Below are 20,794 nucleotides of genomic sequence, written 5' to 3' on the forward strand. Positions count from 1 at the left end.
GCCGGACTATGTCGATGTTGGATGATCTCATAGGAAATGGCTGGCAGGTTTCGCATCATGGGCCGTGGCCGCGTGCCGTTACCGATTCCTCCACATGGAAATCGGCAGCCTCGAGGTTGTCGGAAGGACAATTGACGATGCTTGGCCTCTGGGGCGAGCGCAACGCCGTGCACATGGCGCTGCTCGACGAGCAGGCCGGCAAAAGCGCCATCCTTAGCCTGGAGAAATTGCATGACGGCTATCCCTCCATCGCGCGATACCATCCGCCGGCAATACGTCTGGAGCGAACGCTCCGCGACCTCACGGGATTGGAACCAGCGGGACTTCCAGATAGCAGGCTGTGGATCGACCATGGCCGCTGGGATCTGCGGTTCCCATTGGGAGAGCGCAGCACGCCCGTCTCCGAATATTCCTACGCCTTTCTGCCCGTCGAAGGAGAGAACCTGCACCAGATACCGGTCGGGCCGGTGCATGCCGGCATCATCGAACCCGGCCATTTTCGCTTCACGGCCAATGGTGAAACCGTCGTTCGCCTCGAGGAACGGCTCGGCTACGTTCACAAGGGGATCGAGGCGCTGATGGCGGGTGCCGACCTGGCGCGTGGGGTGCAGCTTGCCGGGCGAACATCCGGCGACAGCAGCGTCGCCTATGCCTATGCCTTTTCGCTGGCGGCGGAAGCAGCTCTTGGGCTTGAGGTGCCGCTGCGTGCCGTTTGGCTACGGGCGCTGATGGCCGAACTCGAGCGGATCGCCAACCACCTCGGAGATATAGGCGCGATCTGCAATGACGCTGCCTTCGCATTGATGCTTGCTCATTGCGGCGTGTTGCGCGAGCAGGTGCTGCGCGCCGCCGACGCTGCCTTCGGGCACCGGCTGATGCGCGACCGTATCCTGCCTGGCGGCGTTGCCGCCGACCTCGACGGCAACGCAAAGGCCGGCTTGCAGGCCCTGCATGCCGAGCTCAGCCGGAAATTCCCTGCCCTGGTGGAGCTTTACGACAATACCGCCTCGCTTCAAGACCGGACGGTCGGTGCGGGCACATTGGGGAGTGGGCTTGCCCGCCAATATGGTGCAGGCGGCTACGTCGGCCGAGCAGCCGGCCGCAGCTTCGACACCAGACGCGACCTTGCCTATCCGCCCTATGACGAATTGACCTTCGATGTACCGCTGCTCAACGACGGCGACGTAAACGCCCGAGTATGGATCCGTATTCGCGAAGTCGAGCAGGGCCTGTCGCTCATTAGACAAATTCTCGACCGACTGCCGGGCGGCTCGGTTCTTTCCGATGTTCCGCCTGTCAATGAATTTCGAGAGGGCGTAGCTCTTGTCGAGGGATTCCGTGGTGACATCCTGGCATGGCTACGTCTCACGCCTGAGGGCAGGATCGAGCGCTGCCATCTGCGCGATCCCTCCTGGTTTCAGTGGCCGCTGCTGGAGGCTGCGATCAAGGATAATATCGTCGCCGACTTTCCGCTCTGCAACAAATCATTCAACTGCTCATACTCGGGGCACGATCTGTAAAGGCAAGAGACTATGCGCAAGCTCCTGTTCGAAAGCCTGATCCGGCCGCCTTTGACGGAACCTGCACCCGTCAGCGCCGACGCGGCAGTCGAGGAACTCGCGGTGGCCGTGGACAGTAAGGCGCGCCGCAGGCTCGGTCGCAGTCTGGCGATTCGCGCCGTCGACGCCGGATCCTGCAATGGTTGCGAACTCGAAATGCATGCTCTGAGCAACGCCTTTTATGATATCGAACGGTTTGGCATCCGTTTCGTGGCCTCGCCCCGTCATGCTGACGTGCTCATGGTCACCGGCCCCGTGACCAAGAACATGGCTGAGGCCCTCGAACGGACGTATAATGCCACGCCGGAACCCAAATGGGTCGTTGCGCTGGGCGACTGCGCGCGTGATGGCGGTTGCTTTGCCGGGAGCTATGCCGTGGTCGGCGGAGTTTCGAAGATCGTGCCCGTCGACTTGCACATTCCCGGCTGCCCGCCGTCCCCGACAGATATCCTCAAGGGTTTGCTGGCGCTGCTCGATTATGTAAGCGAAGGGACCGGCTAGTTCGACGGCAAGGTTCAATGGCTGGACGTCTACAGACAGTTATTCCGACAATCGTTGCCGCCGGGATGGCGATATATCGCTTCCTTGCAACAGCGGGCCGCGGGGAGCTGTCGCAAAGACGGCGGCGCCTCATGGGCTTAAGTGCCGCTCACACCGAGCCCGCCATCAGCGCGGCGATCGACGCTGTCGAGAAAGTTTTTGTCCGGGACTTTAACTGGTGTCTTCGGCGGGTATCGTATCCCCAGGAGAGCGGCTTGGATGCTCGCGCCGAGATGATCGAGGATGGATGGTCAACCGGCCGCTTTCTGCCGATGAGGATCAGGTTGGCATCGTCAGAGAGGGACGACAGCGGCAATTACCTTCATCAAGTCGAAAGCCACTGCCTGGATTACTGGGCATCCCATTCCCTTTCGGTTTGCGTGTTCCTGTTCGACCCCGAGCGGGGTGACGTTCTGTGGCAGTGGGTCAAGATGGAACCGCTCGATAAATTCGGACAAGAGCAGTTGCTCGCCATTCCGGCATCCAACATCCTGGATGCATCGGCGCGATTGGGCTTCGAGGAAACCGTCTCATCGGATCCGCAAAAGTTGCTGCGTTCGGCATTTGCGGTCGACCGCGCCCTGATGGAAAGGATTGGCGATCAGGCGGCAATATTCATTTGGGACGAATGGGGCGATTCCTCTCCAATTTTCTGCAATTTGCGCATTATTCTGGACAAAGGCGAACCGGAGATCCGGATCGATTATCGCATTCGGGCGCAACATCTTCACGAGCTGATGATCCAGCTTTTCCCTTGGGCTTGCTATTCCTATGCCGAGCCGATCAAGGAATATTCCAACGAGGTCGCAATTCATGTGCTCGAGGTCGAGGTTCGACCGGAAGCCTTGGCCTATCTGGAAGCGGAAGAGTTTCTGGAGGCAGGCTATCCCGAAGAACCAGATCCGCCATCACCGGAGGCCGAAGATTATATCACCGCTGAGGAGGAGGCTTTTTGGCGAAACCGAGGGGTGACGCGTGGCTCCGATAAGCGGGAAAGTTGAATGAGGCACGAGGAACAAGGCATTGCCGCAAGGCACCCCGGCGATCACCACCGGCCGATGTTTTCCTACACCTCGAACACCGGCCCGCCGATCACGATGGGACGGCTCCAAGTCGACGACAACTAGCCGAGGCTCAATTTCCTCGCTCTTGAAAAGAATCGAACCAGCGACCATCCAAATCGACGATCGAGTTACCCTTTTTGAATCGGGAAGCTTCTTCCAAACTGGGTAAAGGTGTAAAACGCCCTTGGCACAACCCGAGATGAGAACATAATAAGCCGAAATAACCGGCGAGCTTCCTTCGCCGGGATTGATGTGAGAGGCATCGACACCGTAGCGTCGGGAAATACACGCGGCAACCGTGACTCGACAACGGTCGCCATGCGATCCGCTCAATCCGGCTAGATCTTGCGTCCAGCCGGATTGGCTTGCAGAGTCCTACTTGCCCATCATCTGCTTCGCATTGTCAGGCGTGATAGCGGTCGTGTCGACCGTTACCGTTGCAGGTACCGATGACGCACAGTCCAGCAATACTGACTTTGCCATGTCGATTGCTTCTTTAGCACCTGTTGGATAGGTGAATGTCGCGGACCAATCACCCTTTGCGACCGCCTCAATCCCGCCAGCTGGGCCGGGCAAGCCATCGGTGCCAATAATCTTCACGGTCTTTCCGGCACCCTTTGCCGCAAGCAGGGCACCCGCCGCCATCATATCGTTGCTGGCGTAGACCATTTTGATATCTGGATGTGCCTGCAGCATGGCTGCGAATGCTGTTTGCGCCTTGTCCGGCAACCAGTCAGCCGCTTGTTCCGCCACGATCTGGATCTTGGGATTGGCTTTCACGCCGTCCTTAAAGCCATTCAGTCGCTCGACGGCAGGCGTTGAACTCGGGAGCCCCTCCAGCACCGCAGCCTCGCCGCCATCGGGCAGAAGCGTCTTACTTGTATATTGACCCGCGGCCAATGCGATCTTGTAGTTGTCTCCGCCAATAAAAGAAGTGTAGTCCTTGCCAGCTTCGCCGTTCGTCTTCCTATCAAGTTCGATAACCGGGATACCCGCGTCCATCGCCCGCTTAACGGCCGGCGTGAGCGGCGCCGCCTCGAAGGGTGAGATCAACAGGAGGTCGACCTTTTGCGTGATGAAGTTGTCGACCTGCGATGTCTGGGTGTTGACGTTGCCGGCGCCGTCGGCAATCTGCAGCGTGAACTGCGGGACAGCCTTGGCGGCTGCCTGCAGTTCATCGTTGACATGCTGGCGGTAGGGTTCTGCATTGTTTGCCTGCGAAAAGCCGATCACGAATTCGCCATTCTTGGCACAGGCTTTCACGAGCGGATCAGCAGCCTGGGCAGCATTGACGATAGCCAGACTTGAGCTCGCTAGCAGGCCGATGCGCCAGACATACGATAATCGAAGTGCATTGCGTGTCATTATTTTCTCCTCCACATTGATCCCGGCTCCACCCTCCGGGAGATGCCACCAGACTACCTTCCCAATCCTTCGCGGCGGCGAACGAGGGATTGAAGGACTGCTGCCAGAACGATGATTGCCGCGGTGGCGAGCAACTGCATGGCTGGCGTAATGTTGTTGAGCTGAAGAATATTAGCCAAAGCGCCCAGCATGATCGTGCCGGCGATTGTTCCGACCATTGAACCGGAACCTCCGAACAGGCTGGTTCCTCCAATTACGACAGCCGCAATGGCCGTCAGTTCGTATCCGGTCCCATCATTGGCACTTCCGAAATTGAACTGCCCTGCATGAACGATGCCAGCCAGCGCGGATGCAAAGCCGGTGATGGCGTAGACGGCGATCTTGATTACCGAGACCGGAACGCCTGAGATGCGAGCGGCGCGCTCGTTTCCGCCGACGGCATAGACATAGCGGCCGAACCTGGTTGTGTTCAGCACGAGCGTAGCGACACAGGCAAAGATCAGAAAGACGATCGTGGCGACGGGCACGACATTGCCGAATAGCCTGCCGCCCAGAATGGCAAAAATTGGTGGAGCGAGACCAGGCCCGTCGCCATAGGAGATGTTGATATACTGATTGCCCGATACGACGAGTGCAAGTCCGCGAGCTGCCTGTAAACCGGCAAGGGTGACAATAAATGCCTCAAGCCGAAATTTGCTTGAAATCGCTCCCTGGACTAACCCGAAACACGTGCCCATCAGCAAGACTGCCAAGACAGTTGTAATGAGCCCGAAACCGCCAGAGACCATCAACGTTGCTGTCACGACGCTCGCAAGACCAAGTGTCGCCCCGACCGAGAGATCAATCCCGGCAGTGATGATTACGAACGTCATTCCGATCGCGATGATGCCAGTCTCTGACACCGCGCGGACGATGTTCGCGATGTTGTCGGGTTGAAGAAACAGGATGACGCCATGTCGACGCGGCGAGAAAATGATGCCGCCTGCGAAGACCAATATAAGACCGATCAAGCTTTGGAAGCGGACCATCACCGCCAGCGGATCAATGCGCTTGGCGGGCTGAATCGCTGGACTGGACGTGATTTGCTGTTCGGACATCAGGCCTCCCTCCCGTTGGCGGCCGCCAGGACTTCATGCTCGCTGACGCCGCCAGAAAACTCAGCAACGCTGCAGCCGTTGCGCAAAACCACTATTCGATCGCACAGGCCGATCAGCTCAGGCATTTCGCTCGAAGCGACAAGAATCCCCAGCCCCTCGGAAGCAAGCTTGCGCAAGCGGGTGTAGATTTCCCCCTTTGCGCCGACGTCGACGCCGCGTGTCGGCTCGTCGAGAAGCAACAGACGCGGATTGCCCAGCACTTCCTTTGCAAGGACCACCTTCTGTTGATTTCCCCCTGAAAGAGCTCCGACCGCGATAGCGGGATTCTTTGGACGGATGTCGAATTGGCCGAAAGAACTCTTGATCGCATCCTCTTGGCGTCGCGCAGACAGCAAGCCATGTGGTGATATTCGGCGAATGACCGACATGACCAAGTTGAGACCTACCGACATACGCAGCATGAGACCGGCCCCACGCCGGTCGTCGGTGACGAATGCCAGCCCTACCCTACGAGCAGCCGCGATCGATGTGAGCTTAGCCGGCCGACCGCCAACCGCAATTTCGCCCCGCCAATAACCCGGCACGCCTGCTCCGTAGAGAGCGCTCAAAAGTTCGGTTCGACCCGCCCCCATAACGCCAGCCAGCCCGACGATTTCACCGCGCCGAACATCCAGATCGACACTGATTGGAGCCTGCCAACCGGGAGACGCGCGATGCGGATGGAAGGAAGCCTGCCGCATCCGCAGGAGTACGTCACCAACACTGTCTGCGCGGCGCGGATAAAGCTCGTTCAGGGGACGTCCGACGAGAAGCTGCACCAGTTCGGCCTGCGGCGCGTCTGGTTCTGTGACACCAGCCACCTTGCCGTCGCGCATAACCGTTACGCGGTGAGCGATCTGGGGAACCTCCTCAAGACGGTGCGAGATATAGACGATACCAACGCCAGAGGACGCCAAGCCACGCATGATGTCGAACAATCGATCCACTTCGCCAACGGTCAAGGCGGCCGTTGGTTCATCCATGATGAGGGCTTTCGATGCGTAGGAAAGCGCCTTGACGATGGCGACGACCTGGCGCTGGCCGATGGAAAGCTCGCTTACGAGCTGGGTTGGATCGATGGATTGATCGATCGCTTCCAGTCTTTTGCGCGCCTCGTGCAGCATTGCCTTGCTGTCAAGCATTCCATGCGGATGAACACGCTCGTGTCCGAGAAAGAGATTGGCGGCCACGCTCAGGCTCGGCACGAGGTCCAGTTCCTGGAAGATTGTTGCGATGCCCGCTGCCTGTGCATCACGAGGGCCGTGAAATCGCACCGATTTACCGTCGATGAAAATCTCTCCCTCGTCCGGCGTATACACACCGGACAACAGGTTCATCAACGTAGATTTTCCTGCACCGTTTTCACCAAGCAGCGCGTGGATTTCGCCAATCTTCAGTTCGAAGTCCACCCCACGCAACGCCTGAACCCCGCCAAAGCGCTTGACTGCACCTTTCGCTGAAAGAACGATCTCGCTCATGCTGGCTCTCCACACGATTCACGCAGCCGCAAAACCGGCGACAGTCGAACGGTTTGGCAGGGGCGACGCTTGTTGCCGATCCGCTCGATTAGCAAATCAGCCGCCTTCCGGCCGATCTCATCGCAAGGCTGAGCCATCAGCGTCAGGCGCGGCTCGAAATAATCCGCCCATTCGAAATCATCGATCCCGAGTACGGAAATATCTGCAGGAATGCGAAGTCCCCGTTCCCGGATGGCCCTCATGGCCCCGATCATCGTGAGATTGTTCGATGCAAGAATGGCTGTCGGTGGTTCCTTTAATTCGAGCAGACGGTGCGTCGAAGCAGTAGCATCAGCGGTGTTGTTATTGCTGTCGCTAATCAGGTCTTCCTGCACCTTTATTCCTCTTTCCGTCATTGCAGCCCGAAAGGCATTCATGCGCTCCACGGTCGTCGCAAAACCGGGCTGCCCAAGAATGATCCCAACTCGTCTATGACGGAGCGTCACGAGATGATCGACAAGCGTGCGAATGGCAGCGACGTTATCGGTCCCGACCTGGTCGAAACGGCTATCGGATAGCCTATCAACGAGCACACAGGGTAGATCGGATTCGATGAGGTAATCCAGCGATCTCTTGGGATCGCCTGAAGGAGCAAGAATAATCCCGTCAACACGGCGCTGATGTAGATGCTGGACTAGCTCCAGTTCTCGATCGGGGTCATCTTGCGTGTCACATAGGAACACAATCAAGCCTCGCTTGGAACATTCAGCTTCGATCGCGCAGATAATGTCGCTGAAGTAAGGGTTCGAAATCGCTGATATTGCGAGGCCGATGGTGCCCGTGGAGGAGAGTTTCAGCGAACGAGCGAGGGCATTGGGGATATATCCAATCGCCTCTACGGTATCCATTACGAGCTTCACCTTCTCGGGCGAGACGTAACGCGTCTTGTTGAGAACATGCGAAACCGTGGAGACCGAAACCCCAGCCGCCTTTGCCACTGCGGAAATAGTCGTCATGAGCACACTCCGGCTCTCGCCAGCAGCGCAACAAACAGGCTTTTCAAAGTGTCCTCCCAAGCGGAATTCCAACCTTCGAAAGGCCTCCCAGGATCCGCTAACCTTGCCACGCTAGCGTCATCGAAACGTTTGCGCAATCGTTTTTTTCTGATTATCGTTCTCAGCGGAGATGATCTCTTGGGAGGGAATTGTCATGCTAAAGGGTGTTCCGCCGTTCATTACGGCCGACGTATTATGGGTCATGGCCTCCATGGGCCATGGCGATGAACTCGCGATCGTAGATCGAAATTTCTCGGCTTTTCGTGTGTCGGCCGAGACCACCAGCGGAAAGCTCCTCATCTTGGAAGGTATCGATGCGCCGACCGCGGTGCGTGGAATCCTTCAAATGATGCCTTTGGATACGTTCGTTGAAGCACCACTCATGCACATGGAGGCCACCGACGCGCCAGGCGAGTTGTTGGAAGTGCATAAAGATGTCATCGCCGCCTGCTCCCAAGCAGAGGGACGTGCGATCGTCAGCCAGCCTGTCGAAAGATTCGCCTATTATCCTATCGCGATGCGAGCGTTTGCAGTTATCAAGACGGCCGAATCTCGCCCCTATGGGAACTTCATCCTTAAGAAGGGCGTGGTCTAAGGATCATCATCAAGTGGTACCAGCGGTCAGTTCCGCGATATCAGGCAACGCCGGATACAACGGCACCTTGTCCAATTTAGAGCGGCATGTAGCAACCTGACGCTACCGCGACGAGCGTCTCCGGCGGAGGAGATTTCCTGGACCTGGATCGACAAAGGCTGAATACGCGTGATCCGAATCGAGCATCGCCATGAACGATGTTGCGACGGTTGCTTCGCCGCAGGCGGCGCATCGAAGAATGTAGGAACCGCCTTGGACGATCGATTCGGTTTTATCCAATCCGCATGACGTGCAAGCCAACATATGGTTCATCACGTCACTCTAACAGGCACATACAGTTTCTGATACCGAGCCAAAGCAGAGCTTATCGAAATCATCGCATGGCGTAACCCCTATTCTCCAACTGAAAGATGCAGAAAGAATCGTCAACACTATCCTGAAGGAAATGGCAGGAGCGTGGATGTGGGCGCTCAGATCGAACTGAGAGGCTTTAGCGTCGTCACTATTCGACGCCGGTTGCCGCGCTTGGAAAATCAACCGGGAACGACCCAGTCAATTTTTGCCAAGGAAAAGTAAGCGCCATATTTTAAGGCCGAAACACGCGATTCCCGTCCCGGGCATGAGCTTTCGCAGGCCATCGCCGGTGTCAGGATCGAACGCGTCGGGCGGCGCCCAAGAACCAAAGACTTTGGTCGATCAGAGGGCAGTCGCAGCCAGGCCGCCATCGACCGCCAGGTTGACGCCGACTACCCAGCGAGCCGCATCCGAGCAGAGAAATAGGGTTGGTCCGGCAATCTCGTCGGCAAAGGCAGGGCGCTTCATCAGGCTCGCGTCTCGCTGCACCCGTTCTTCGCCCAGCATGGCGACGAAATCGCCAAGGATCGGCGTGAAGACCGGCCCTGGTGCCACCGAATTCATGCGGATGTCGTGCCGCATGAACAGATCGGAGCTACGGGCGCGGGTCCAGACAATCAGCGCCTCCTTGAAATACTGATAGCAGGTCTCCTGTGCGACCGGGTTGTCGTTTAGCCAAGCCAGTCCCTCGGCGAAATTCTTCGTCGCGGCGAGCGCATGATGAGCCTCGACACGTTTGGGCCACTCGGCGCCAAGAATGGAGGCGAAGTTGACGATCGATGCCCCCTTGGGCATCTGCGCCACCAGCGCTTCGGTGAGATGGCGAAGCCCGAGGTAATTGACTTTCGCAACGAGACCCCGATCGGCGGTTCCAGGCACGCCCGCCGCATTGATCAGCGCATCGACTTGCCCGGGCAGTGAGTGCACCGCGATGTCGATTGCGGAGGGATCACTCAGGTCGGCCTTGACGAAACCGTCAAGCGTCTGCATCGGATCGTTCCGATCAAGGCCGATAACATGTGCGCCATGAAAGCGTGCCAGGCGGGCAACTTCGCCCCCAATGCCGGAGGACGCACCGGTGACGACGATTGTTTTTCCGTGAAAGTTCATGGGAATCATCCTTGTTCTAAAAGGCATCGAGCCACATGCCGCAAAGCGGTCCGGGCTGGATCAGGGAGAGTGAGCAAAAAGCACGCAGATCAGAACGGATAGGGCGTGGCGGCGCTCTTGACCGAAACCCACTGCCACTGGGTGAATTCCTCGATATCCGCCGGGCCACCCACCCGCGTGCCGTTACCCGATTTGCCGCGTCCGCCGAAGGGGGCATATGGCCCGCCATTGACCGTCTGGTCGTTGATGTGCAGTTGGCCGACCTCAAGCTCTTGTCCGACCGCCATCGCCCGGCCGATGTCAGTGGAAATGACTCCGGCAGCGAGGCCGTAGTCGGATCGATTGGCAAGCGCTATCGCCTCTTCGTCACTACGGAAAGAAACGATGCAGGCGACAGGACCGAAGATCTCCTCTTCGAAGGCGAGCATGCCGGGCCTCACGCCGGATAGGACGGTTGCCGGATAGAAGCGCCCTTTGCTGCGGCCACCGGTGAGCAGTTGGGCGCCCTTTGTCACGGCGTCATCGACGATCGCCTGGATCGCCGTCACCTGGGCATCCGAAATGATCGGCCCGAGCGCCACCTGGTTGCTCGAGGGATCGCCAACTGGCAGCTGCGCGGCCTTTGCGACCAGCCGCTCAGTCACCGCCTGTTCGATCTTCTCGTCGATAAGAACCAGGCCGGTTGCCATGCAAATCTGACCCTGGTGAAGGAACGCGCCCCAGGCGGCATTGGAGGCCGCGACGCCAGGATCGGCATCGTCAAGAATGATCAGCGCGTTCTTGCCGCCGAGTTCGAGCTGGACACGCTTCAGGTTCCTGCCGGCTATCTCGCCAACCTTGGCACCGCCTCGTGCGGAGCCCGTGAAAGAGATCATCGCCACGTTCGGATCGCTGCAAAGGGCTTCGCCGGCATCTGCCCCGCCGGGCACGATGTGCAGAATGCCCGCCGGCAAGCCGGCCTCCTCGAAAATGCGGGCAATGATGATACCGCCGGAGATCGGCGTGCGTGGATCGGGCTTGTGCACCACGACATTGCCGACCGCCAGTGCGGCGGCAATGGAGCGAACCGAAAGGACAAGTGGAAAATTGAACGGCGAGATGACACCGACAACGCCATGCGGCACCCGCCGGGCATAGTTTTCACGATCATCCATGCCGGGAAGGAACATGCCGGAGGGAGCCGTGGCGAGTGTTGCCGCATGGCGAATGAAAAGCGCTCCGTGCTCGATCTCGATCATCGCCTTCTGATGGATCGAGCCGGACTCCTTCATGATCCACTGGGCGAGTTCCTTACCGTTTGCCTCCAGCAAGTCCGCGGCCTTGTTGAGGATACGCGCACGCTCCGCACCAAGCATTTTTGTCCAGGCTTTCTGGGCAGCCCGGGCCTTTGCAGCGGCGCGAACGATATCTGCTGGCCCGCCAAGCCCGACGGAGGTGAGAACCGTTCCGTTGGCTGGATCAATGACATTGATCGTCCCCGCTTCGGTCCGATCCCAGCCGCCGAAGAAGGCACGGCCGGTCCAGCGCTCGGCATCGATGAAACTGTGGGTTTGGATATTCATGCTATGGGCCTCCTCAGATCCGCTGTCACGAGAGAAAGGCATCACTTCACCATTGCACGGTCCGTACGGATCGACCGACGTCGGCTATGATAGCGCTGCAATCCTCCCGGCCGCTGCTCCTCAAGCGGCCACATCCTCCGCAGCAAGGCGCGTGCCAGTTTTCATTTCTGCCGAGCCGGAGGATGATGGCGGCAGATAAACGCTTCCACCAACTTGATTTTCCGGGGATCGGCGGATCAAAACCGCTTCGGAAATCGGCTTGCCAAAATTCATAAAATAATAAAGAATTTCATTATTTTATGAATTTGATGAAAGATGATCATGCCAAAGCGCATAGTCCCGCCACACCTGATCTCCCTGGCTGATGCATCCAAACGAACCGGCAAGATGCTGTCGCGCGGCGCATACAGCGAGCTCGACACCGGCGCATCCCCGACATTGACCGAATTGACCGAGGCCCTTCACTTCGCGCTCGGGGATGGCCGCATCTGGCTGAACGATCAACGCATGGTGTTGATGCAGTCGCAGGTTCTGGGCCGGCTCAGGCAGGAGATCATCGAAGCCTTCGGGGTCGAAACCGCCACGGCCATGTTCATGCGGGTCGGCTACATGCAGGGTGTGCGCGATGCGGAGTTGATCCAAAAGCGGTTTCCGAACGAGGATCTGACCCACGCGCTGGCGGCCGGGCCGCGGGTCCACACGCTCGAGGGTTTCGTCAAGGTCACCACCCGACATTTCGAATTCGACAGCGCCAGGGGCACCTACTTCGGCGAGTTCGACTGGCACGATTCCTCCGAAGCCGCCGAACACATCGCCCATCATGGCCTTTCAAGCGCGCCGGTCTGCTGGATGCAGACGGGCTATCCCAGTGGCTATACCAGCGCGCTCTTCGGACGCCCCGTCATCTTTCGCGAAGTCGAGTGCGCCGGCATGGGGGCACCCTGTTGCCGCGTGGTGGGCCAGAATGCGGAGGAATGGGGCGATGACGCACCGGAACGCGCTTACCTCGGGCTTGAATGGCCGAGGTCCCGCCGCAACGCTCACCGAGGCGCGGAGCCGGCATTGCGGGCAGCTGAGCCGCCGGCCAAAGCCGGTCTGCCCGAAGACGCTGGTTCTAGCCAAGTCATCGGCGTATCGGCAAGCTTCCTGCGTGCCCGGCTGATGGTGGAAAAGGTCGCCGATACCGAGGCCACTGTGCTGCTGATCGGCGAATCCGGCGTTGGCAAGGAGCTGTTCTCGCAGCAGCTTCACCAGCTGAGCGGCCGGGCTAGTGGCCCGTTCGTGCCGATCAACTGCGCTGCGATCCCCGAAAACCTGGTAGAATCGGAGCTGTTCGGCGTCGAAAAGGGAGCTTACACCGGCGCAATCGCATCCCGGCCGGGATATTTCGAGCGGGCAGCGGGCGGCACCATATTTCTGGACGAGATCGCCTCGCTCGCCTATGCCGCACAGGGAAAGCTGCTTCGCGCCATCCAGGAGCGGCAGATCGAGCGGGTCGGCGGCAGCCGCACCATTCCGGTCGACGTGCGGGTAGTGGCGGCATCCAATGTCAACCTTGAAGGCGAAGTGCGCGCCGGACGGTTTCGGCAGGACCTCTATTTCCGCCTCTGTGTGTTCCCGATCGTCATCCCCCCGCTGCGCGACAGACGCGATGACATTCCCATGCTGATCGATCATTTCCTGCACATTTTCCGCGAACGCCACCGCCGCGATGTCATGGGCCTGTCGCGACGAGCGATCGATGCGCTTTTGGCTTATGACTTCCCGGGCAATATCCGCGAACTGCAGAATCTGATCGAACGCGGCGTGATTTTTGCCGAGCCTGGGGGCCTCATCGATATCCAGCATCTCTTCACGAGCGGCGAAGCCTCCCCGAAGTTTCCGCTGGCGCTGAACCGGGATGGGCGGATAAAGCCGAAGGATATACCCGTCGCCGCCTCGCATCCTGGCCTTATCACCTCGCCTGGCGACCTTGCCGCCGCCGAAGACAGGCTCTACCGGGACGCGCTGCGGGCCGCCGCCGGCAATGTCTCGGCCGCCGCCCGCGGCCTTGGCCTTACCCGCGCCAAGCTGGAATACAGGTTGAAGAAACTTGGTCTTATCAATTGAAATGACTGTATACAGTGATCGAAAAAATCCCGCCATATACATCATATTTTCGGATTTTTACTCTTCATCTTGACATAATGTATACATTATGCACTTCTTAAACTATCTGAGGAGGACAGATGAGATGAAGCGACCAACCTTTCCCCTGAATACCTGGTATGCTGCCGCCTACGATGTGGAGCTGAAGCACGCGCTGCTGCCGCGCACCATCTGCAACAAGCCAATCGTGCTGTATCGCAAGGAAAATGGTACGCCCGCAGCCTTGGCGGATGCCTGTTGGCACCGGCTGGTGCCGCTCTCATTCGGTCGGCTCGATGGCGACAAAGTCGTGTGCGGCTATCACGGTCTCGAATATGACGAGACCGGCCGCTGTGTATACATGCCGTCACAGGACACCATTAATCCATCGGCCTGCGTCAAATCCTATCCGGTCGCCGAAAAGCACCGCTTCGTCTGGATCTGGCCGGGCGATCCGGCACTCGCTGACCCGGCGCTGATCCCGGACATGCATTGGAACGACGATCCCGATTGGGCCGCTGACGGCAAGCTGATCGAGGTGAAATGCGATTACCGCCTGGTCGTCGACAACCTGATGGATCTCACCCATGAAACCTTCGTGCACGGCTCCTCAATCGGCGACCGCGCCGTAGCGGAATCGCCCTTCGAAGCCAGCCATTCCGATCGCTTTGCCTTTGTGACCCGGTGGATGCATGACATCAACCCGCCACCCTTCTGGCGCAAACAATATGGCAAACCCGGCAAGGTGGACCGTTGGCAGATCATTCGTTTCGAGGCTCCCTGCACGGTTACCATCGATGTCGGTGTCGCGGCGGCTGGCACCGGCGCACCGCAAGGCGACCGCTCGCAAGGCGTGAATGGCTACGTCCTGAACACGATCACGCCATCGACGGACAATAGCTGTCTGTATTTCTGGGCCTTTGCCCGAAACTACGACCTGCACAATCAGGCACGGACGCACGAACTGCGCGAGGGGGTCGCTGGCGTCTTCCGCGAGGATGAAGCGGTACTTCAAGCACAGCAGATCGCAATCGAAGCCAATCCCGATCATCAATTCTACAACCTCAATATTGACGCCGGCACGATGTGGGCTCGCAAGCTTATCGACCGGATGATCGACCGGGAAATCGACCCAGAAGAAAACACCAAAGCGATGGCAGCGGAGTAGAGCATGACGGCAGAACAGGACGGCGCCCCCAAACAGCAGACGGCAAAGGCCCTGACCGGCCTTCGTGATCTCGTGCTCAAAGGCGAGGTGCTGCCTGGAGAGCGGCTTTCAGAAGTGGCGCTCGCCGCCCGGCTGAAGGTGTCTCGTACGCCGTTACGTGCCGCCCTGCAGAAGCTTGAACAGGAAGGGCTGGTCGTCATGATCCCCTCGGGCGGCTATGCGGTCCGCAGCTTCAGCCGCCAAGACGTAATCGACGCCATAGAACTTCGCGGTGTTCTCGAAGGTACAGCCGCACGACTGGCAGCAGAACGCGGCGTGCCACCGGCAAAGCTGAAGGCGATTTCGGACGTGGTCGCCAATCTCGACGGTGTCGTCGAGCCTGGACCGGGTGCTATGGATTTCGGGCGCTATGAAATGCTGAACGAACGTTTTCACCGCCAACTCGCCGCCCTATGCGGCAGCGATGTCCTGAGCCGAGAGATCGAGCGGATCACCAGCCTGCCATTTGCCAGCCCCAATGCATTCGTCAACACGGAAGCGGACGTACCGGCCTTTCAACGCACGCTGGTGGTCGCCCAGACACAGCACAGGGCGATCATTGCCGCGATCGAACTGCGCGAAGGCGCGCGCGCCGAAGCGCTGGCGCGTGAACATGCACGGCTGGCGCGTCAAAACCTGGATTTCGTCATGGAAGAACAACCAGACCTGCGCAGCAAGGTGCTAGCGCTGGCACTGATGTCCGGCTGAAGCGGAAGAGGCCCGTTGGGGACAGGCCTTTGTAGCGGATAACCGGCAGATCATGGAGATCCATCAAAGGGAGGGAAATATGCGGTCCAGACTGGAGTGGCGCAAGGCGCGGGTCGTTGAGACCCGGACGATAGCCGAGGATGTACGGGCGGTGACCTTTGCCGTCGAAGGCTTGCCTGCTGGTTTTGATCCTGGTTCGCACACCAATATCAAGGTTCGGATCAACGGCGAACCAGTGATCCGAACCTATACCGTTCTGCCTGGACCGCCGGGCACGCTCTCGATCGCTGCCAAGCGTCACCCAAACAGCCGCGGGGGCTCGGTGTTCATCTGGCAGCTACAGCCGGGTGATGACACGGAACTGACCGAGCCCGAGAACCGCTTCGAGCTTTCCTGGCGCGCCTCCCGCTATCTCCTGATTGCCGGCGGCATCGGCATTACCCCGATCTATGGCATGGCGAAAACACTTGCCTCGCGCGGGCAGAAGCTCCGGCTGGCCTATGCCGCGAAGAGCCGTCGGCAGATGGCCTTCCTCGACGAACTTGCCGCGCTGCTCGGCGACGGGTTGCAGGTCTTTGCCCAGGATGACGGCGAGGCTCTCGATCTCGACTCCGAATTTGCAGCCCTGCCGCCGGATGGCGAGGCGTATATCTGCGGCCCGCTCGGCCTTCTGGAGGCAGCGCAGCAGGCTTGGCAGAAAAGCGGACGATCGACGAGCCGCCTGCGTTATGAGGTCTTTGGCGATAACGGCCGCTTTGTCGAGCAGGCCTTCGATGTCGAAGTCGCTAAGCTCGGTGCCCATGTTCGGGTTCGGGCCGACCAATCCATGCTCGACGTCTTGGTGGAGGCCGGCGTCGACATGGTTTTCGATTGCCGCCGCGGCGAATGCGGCCTCTGTGCCGTCAACATCGTGAAAGCCGATGGCGTGATCGACCACCGCGATGTTTTCTTTTCTGAAGCCGAGCGGCAGGAAAATTCACGCATGTGCGCCTGCGTTTCGCGGGCCTGCGGCGGACGGATCGTCATCGACACCGGCTATCGCCCCGACCTCCCAGCGGCAGAATAATCCAAGCACCTCCGGAAGATGAGTAGCATAAATAGTGCCGCGACAGCCGGCTATTGTGGTTTTAGCCGATCAACCGCCGGTCGGGAGCTCCAGCTTATCCTCGCGCGAGGCCCCTTCGCCCTCTTGCCGGATACTTCGCAGGACTTCCAGCGCTGCCTCCCGCAGCTCGGGCGCAAAAAGGCGCAGAAACCGCGCCTCGTGTGCGCCGATGATGGCATGCACCGTCTCCACCCTCTCCATACCGGTCCTCGTGAGGCGAAGAGCCTGCGATCGGCCGCCAACCGGAGCCCGGTCGACAAGCCCGGCTTTGGTCAGCCCGAGCATCAAGGGAACCATGTTGGCGCGCTGGATGCCGAGGCTGCGTCCGAGATCGCTCTGGGTACAGCCGGGATTGGCATCGATCAGCGTCAGAATGGAAGCTTCGACCGGCCTGAGTTCGATTGCCTGAAGCCTTGAGCCCAGGTCAGCCATCATCACATTGGACGCCCTCCTCAGCTGATAGCCAAGCAGGGTCTCGAGCGGGTCGTTCAATTTCGAAGTGCGGGCGTCGATATCCATAATCCGCGTATAATGCTATTGCACATAACAATCAAACGATGCTATGAGACATAACATTACCGGTAAGGAGGTCATATGCCGGTATTGGAGGAATTTCTTTTAGATATCTGCAGAGGCGCCGCGATCCGTTGATCAACGACGCAACAGCTTTCTGCGCATTCGCGCCGGCTGGCGTGAGGCGTCTCATTTTGGATTTCACCGAGGCTCGCCAGACCCTGGTGAGGCTTACTGTATTCAATGCAAGGTCGCGATCTTGCGGCCGGTTCCCTTTTGATGTGCAAGCCCAAACGGCAAGAAGGACAGCATCATGACAACAGAACATCCCGAAAAAGATACCGTCGCCTTTGTCGTTGAAGCCGGTATCGCCTGGGTCAGCTTCAACCGCCCGGAGAAACGCAATGCCATGAGCCCCACGCTCAATCGGCGCATGATGGAGGTTCTGGACGAGGTCGAGTTTCGGGCCGATGTCGGTGTACTGGTTCTGTCCGGCGAGGGTACGGCCTGGTCAGCAGGTATGGATCTCAAGGAATATTTCCGCGAGACCGAGGCTCACGGTCTACAGGGTACGCGTAAGGCACAGCGTGAGAGCTATGGCTGGTGGCGCCGGTTGCGCTGGTATCAGAAACCGACCATCGCCATGGTGAACGGCTGGTGCTTCGGCGGCGGTTACGGGCCTCTTTTCGCCTGCGACCTCGCCTTTGCCGCCGATGAAGCCAAATTCGGACTGAGCGAGATCAACTGGGGCATTCTGCCCGGCGGTGGCGCCGCCAAGGTGGCGACCGAGCTCACATCCTTCCGCAACGCCATGTACCACGCGCTGACCGGCGAGAACATCGGCGGCAGGAAGGCGGCCGAATGGGGCTTCGTCAACGAGTCCCTGCCGCTTGCGCAGTTGAAGGCGCGCGTGACCGATGTCGCCGACATCCTGTTGCAAAAGAACCCTGTCGCGCTCAAAGCCACCAAGGATGCCATTCGCCGCGTGCGGGAGATGACCTACGACAATGCGGAGGATTACCTCGTCCGCGCCCAGGAAGCGGCCAACAGTTATGATAACGAGGGACGCAAGGAAGGTATCAAGCAGTTCATCGACGACAAGACCTACAAGCCCGGTCTTGGGGCCTATGACAAATCCAAGCAGCAGGCCTGAGGAGCGCCCTACCATGACGGTCGAGACCACTAGCGCGCGCCCATCGGCTCTTCCCAGCGGTTCGATGGAACGGCTGCTGCGTCCAAGATCGGTGGCGATCGTCGGCGCCTCCGACAAGCCCGGCGCGCTTGGCGCTTCGGTATTGTCCAATCTCGACCGCAGCGACTATGCCGGTGCCATTCATCTGATCAACCCGAAACGGACCGAGATCGGCGAACGGCCCTGCCTCGCCTCGATCGATGACCTGCCGGACGGCGTGGATGCGGCCGTTCTTGCCGTGCCGCGCGCAGCCGTGCTTCCCTCTATCGAGGCGCTTGCCCGCCGTCGTGTTGGTGCGGCGGTAATCTTTTCGGCAGGCTTTGCCGAAGGCGGTGAGGAAGGGTTGGCCGATCAACGCGAGATCACCCGCATAGCGGCCGAGGTGGGAATGGTGATCGAGGGGCCGAACTGCCTCGGCATGGTCAACCATGTTGACCGCATCCCCCTGACCTTCATCGAAACTGCGTCAGAGGAACTCGGCGCCAGGCCGGGCATTGCGATCGTGTCGCAAAGCGGTGCCATGGCTGCCGTCCTTGGCGTGACCTTCGCCAGCCGCGATCTGGGCCTCTCCTATTCCATTTCGACCGGCAACGAAGCCGCAAGCGGCGTCGAAGACTATGTGGAGTTTCTGGTGCAGGACGCCTCCACGAAGGTCATCGCGATGATCGTTGAACAATTCCGCAAGCCAGTCCGTTTCCTTGCCGCGGCGCGCAAAGCATATGCGAAGGGAAAGCGGATCGTCCTTCTTCATCCCGGCCGGAGCAGTGCGGCGCGTGAATCCGCCGCAACCCACACCGGCGCCATGGCCGGTGACTATCAGGTCATGCGCGCCAAGGTCGCGCGTGCCGGCGTCATTCTGGCCGAGACGCTCGAGGAACTTGGTGACATCACCGAGATCGCCCTGCGGTGCCCGGCCCTTCCGGCTGGAGGCCCAGCGGTGCTTGGCGAATCCGGCGCGTTCAAGGCGCTGACGCTCGATCTGTGTGAGGAGCTTGGGCTGGATCTTCCTCCGATTAACGATAAGACCGCGCCGGCGCTGCGCGCCGTCCTGCCGCCCTTCGTGGGCGTCAGCAACCCGCTGGATCTGACGGCACAGGGCCTCGTGGAGCCTGACCTTTACGACAGAACGCTCACCGCCCTCTTCGACGATACCCGTTTTGCTAGCATTGTCGCCTGCATCATCCAGACCGACCCTGTCACCTCAGCCATCAAGCTGCCGCCGATCCTGAAAGCGGTGCGAGAGCGCAAGCCGGCAAAACCGCTGATCTTCGCCGGGCTCGATGAGGGTGCTCCCATCCCGGCGGACTATATCGCGCAGTTGCGGGCGCTCGGCATCGTCTATTTCCCGTCGACCGAACGGGCCTTCCGAGCGCTGAAACGCATTGACGCATTCGCGGCTCGCGACATCGCCACCCGCACCGTGGCACCGGTCGCGATTGCCGGCCTCCCCTCGCAGGGAGGTGTCATTCCCGAATATCAGGCCAAGCAAATCCTGGCGCCACTCGGAATTCCCTTTCCTGCAGGCCGCCTGGCAACAACCCTTGAACAAGCCCTCGCGGCAGCTGCCGCGATTGGGTATCCCGTGGTGCTGAAGGCGCAATCGCCCGATCTCAGCCACAAGAGCGATGCGGGTGGCGTCGTTATCGGATTGGTGGACGCAACCAGCCTCAAGGAGGGCTGGCTCCGGCTGCATGCCGATATCGCGCGCCATCGCCCAGGCCTCGCCCTGGACGGCGTGCTGATCGAAGCCATGGGCAAACGCGGCATCGAGCTGATCATCGGCGCGCGCAATGATCCGGATTGGGGACCTGTGATCCTCGCGGGCTTCGGCGGCGTTACGGCGGAGATTCTTGGGGACGTCCGCATCCTGACGCCCGATCTGCCAGATGACGCTATCATCCGCGAGCTACATCGGCTGAAGAACGCGCCTTTGCTGCGGGGTTTCCGCGGCTCGCCGCCGCTCGACGTGAATGCCGCCGCCCGCATCATCGCCACACTCGGCCAGCTGCTGCTGGCCGAGCCGGCGATCCGGGAAATAGACCTCAATCCTGTCGTGATCTATCCCGACGGCGAAGGTGCGGTGGCACTGGATGCCTTGATGCTGGCCGCAGCCGAACCCACCCATGCCTGAGTTGCAAAGCCTGT

At 59.6% G+C, this 20,794-nt stretch carries 18 protein-coding genes and 1 pseudogene; 11 read left to right on the forward strand and 8 right to left on the reverse strand.

Features of this window, described 5'->3' with window-relative positions; translation table 11 throughout:
• Positions 1–8 precede the first annotated feature (8 nt).
• From GA0061100_RS32570 to GA0061100_RS35440, 4 genes are all read left to right on the forward strand, one after another.
• Positions 9–1,520, forward strand: a complete 1,512-nt coding sequence (locus GA0061100_RS32570) for a hydrogenase large subunit (RefSeq protein WP_075857001.1) — start codon at positions 9–11, stop codon at positions 1,518–1,520.
• A gap of 12 nt (positions 1,521–1,532) precedes the next feature.
• Entirely contained in the window at positions 1,533–2,060 is a 528-nt protein-coding gene (locus GA0061100_RS32575) for an NADH-quinone oxidoreductase subunit B family protein (RefSeq protein WP_075857002.1), read from the forward strand.
• Between the two features lie 131 nt (positions 2,061–2,191).
• Positions 2,192–3,100 (forward strand): DUF4365 domain-containing protein, encoded by a 909-nt coding sequence (locus GA0061100_RS32580; RefSeq protein WP_244558017.1) that lies wholly within the window; start codon positions 2,192–2,194, stop codon positions 3,098–3,100.
• Complete coding sequence (locus tag GA0061100_RS35440; protein ID WP_280173873.1) at positions 3,101–3,226, forward strand: hypothetical protein; 126 nt, start codon at positions 3,101–3,103, stop codon at positions 3,224–3,226.
• Positions 3,227–3,538: 312 nt separating this feature from the next.
• Here the strand turns inward: GA0061100_RS35440 and GA0061100_RS32585 are convergent, their stop codons facing one another.
• The 4 genes from GA0061100_RS32585 to GA0061100_RS32600 are packed head-to-tail and all read right to left on the reverse strand — an operon-like array spanning position 3,539 to position 8,137.
• Entirely contained in the window at positions 3,539–4,528 is a 990-nt protein-coding gene (locus GA0061100_RS32585; RefSeq protein ID WP_075857004.1) for a substrate-binding domain-containing protein, read from the reverse strand.
• Between the two features lie 53 nt (positions 4,529–4,581).
• Entirely contained in the window at positions 4,582–5,625 is a 1,044-nt protein-coding gene (locus GA0061100_RS32590; RefSeq protein ID WP_075857005.1) for an ABC transporter permease, read from the reverse strand.
• Entirely contained in the window at positions 5,625–7,142 is a 1,518-nt protein-coding gene (locus GA0061100_RS32595) for a sugar ABC transporter ATP-binding protein (RefSeq protein ID WP_075857006.1), read from the reverse strand. Before GA0061100_RS32595 ends, GA0061100_RS32590 begins: the two co-directional genes overlap by 1 nt.
• A complete protein-coding gene (locus GA0061100_RS32600) occupies positions 7,139–8,137 on the reverse strand; it encodes a LacI family DNA-binding transcriptional regulator (protein WP_075857007.1) in 999 nt (332 codons plus the stop codon). Before GA0061100_RS32600 ends, GA0061100_RS32595 begins: the two co-directional genes overlap by 4 nt.
• A gap of 193 nt (positions 8,138–8,330) precedes the next feature.
• Between GA0061100_RS32600 and GA0061100_RS32605 the strand changes: the two genes are divergently transcribed.
• Positions 8,331–8,771, forward strand: a complete 441-nt coding sequence (locus GA0061100_RS32605) for an RbsD/FucU family protein (protein WP_075857008.1) — start codon at positions 8,331–8,333, stop codon at positions 8,769–8,771.
• A gap of 106 nt (positions 8,772–8,877) precedes the next feature.
• On the opposite strand, the pseudogene GA0061100_RS35595 reads toward GA0061100_RS32605, so the two are convergent.
• The 3 genes and pseudogenes from GA0061100_RS35595 to GA0061100_RS32620 form a co-directional block, all read right to left on the reverse strand.
• A pseudogene (locus GA0061100_RS35595) lies at positions 8,878–9,083 on the reverse strand (hypothetical protein); the annotation flags it as partial.
• 384 nt (positions 9,084–9,467) lie between these two features.
• Complete coding sequence (locus GA0061100_RS32615) at positions 9,468–10,235, reverse strand: coniferyl-alcohol dehydrogenase (protein ID WP_075857009.1); 768 nt, start codon at positions 10,233–10,235, stop codon at positions 9,468–9,470.
• 89 nt (positions 10,236–10,324) lie between these two features.
• The gene (locus tag GA0061100_RS32620) at positions 10,325–11,797 is read right to left on the reverse strand and encodes a benzaldehyde dehydrogenase (protein ID WP_075857010.1); all 1,473 of its coding nucleotides are present in this window, start codon (positions 11,795–11,797) and stop codon (positions 10,325–10,327) included.
• 321 nt (positions 11,798–12,118) lie between these two features.
• Between GA0061100_RS32620 and GA0061100_RS32625 the strand changes: the two genes are divergently transcribed.
• The 4 genes from GA0061100_RS32625 to GA0061100_RS32640 all read left to right on the forward strand — a co-directional run bounded on the left by GA0061100_RS32625 (position 12,119) and on the right by GA0061100_RS32640 (position 16,905).
• Positions 12,119–13,906 carry a sigma-54-dependent Fis family transcriptional regulator gene (locus GA0061100_RS32625; RefSeq protein ID WP_143525603.1) on the forward strand — a complete coding sequence of 596 codons (1,788 nt, stop codon included), beginning with the start codon at positions 12,119–12,121 and terminating at the stop codon, positions 13,904–13,906.
• 124 nt (positions 13,907–14,030) lie between these two features.
• The gene (locus tag GA0061100_RS32630) at positions 14,031–15,092 is read left to right on the forward strand and encodes an aromatic ring-hydroxylating dioxygenase subunit alpha (RefSeq protein ID WP_075857011.1); all 1,062 of its coding nucleotides are present in this window, start codon (positions 14,031–14,033) and stop codon (positions 15,090–15,092) included.
• Positions 15,093–15,095: 3 nt separating this feature from the next.
• On the forward strand, positions 15,096–15,839 hold the full coding sequence (locus GA0061100_RS32635; protein ID WP_075857012.1) for a GntR family transcriptional regulator: 744 nt from the start codon (positions 15,096–15,098) through the stop codon (positions 15,837–15,839).
• A 79-nt stretch (positions 15,840–15,918) separates the two neighbouring features.
• A complete protein-coding gene (locus tag GA0061100_RS32640; RefSeq protein ID WP_075857013.1) occupies positions 15,919–16,905 on the forward strand; it encodes a PDR/VanB family oxidoreductase in 987 nt (328 codons plus the stop codon).
• Positions 16,906–16,974: 69 nt separating this feature from the next.
• On the opposite strand, the gene GA0061100_RS32645 is transcribed toward GA0061100_RS32640, so the two are convergent.
• Positions 16,975–17,379 carry a MarR family winged helix-turn-helix transcriptional regulator gene (locus GA0061100_RS32645; RefSeq protein ID WP_244558018.1) on the reverse strand — a complete coding sequence of 135 codons (405 nt, stop codon included), beginning with the start codon at positions 17,377–17,379 and terminating at the stop codon, positions 16,975–16,977.
• 391 nt (positions 17,380–17,770) lie between these two features.
• On the opposite strand from GA0061100_RS32645, the gene GA0061100_RS32650 reads away from it, so the two are divergent.
• Positions 17,771–18,610 (forward strand): p-hydroxycinnamoyl CoA hydratase/lyase, encoded by an 840-nt coding sequence (locus tag GA0061100_RS32650; protein ID WP_075857015.1) that lies wholly within the window; start codon positions 17,771–17,773, stop codon positions 18,608–18,610.
• 13 nt (positions 18,611–18,623) lie between these two features.
• On the forward strand, positions 18,624–20,780 hold the full coding sequence (locus tag GA0061100_RS32655; protein ID WP_075857016.1) for an acetate--CoA ligase family protein: 2,157 nt from the start codon (positions 18,624–18,626) through the stop codon (positions 20,778–20,780).
• Positions 20,781–20,794 lie beyond the last annotated feature (14 nt).

It is taken from the genome of Martinezella hainanensis (genome assembly GCF_900094555.1).
In the GTDB taxonomy this organism is placed as follows: domain Bacteria; phylum Pseudomonadota; class Alphaproteobacteria; order Rhizobiales; family Rhizobiaceae; genus Rhizobium; species Rhizobium hainanense.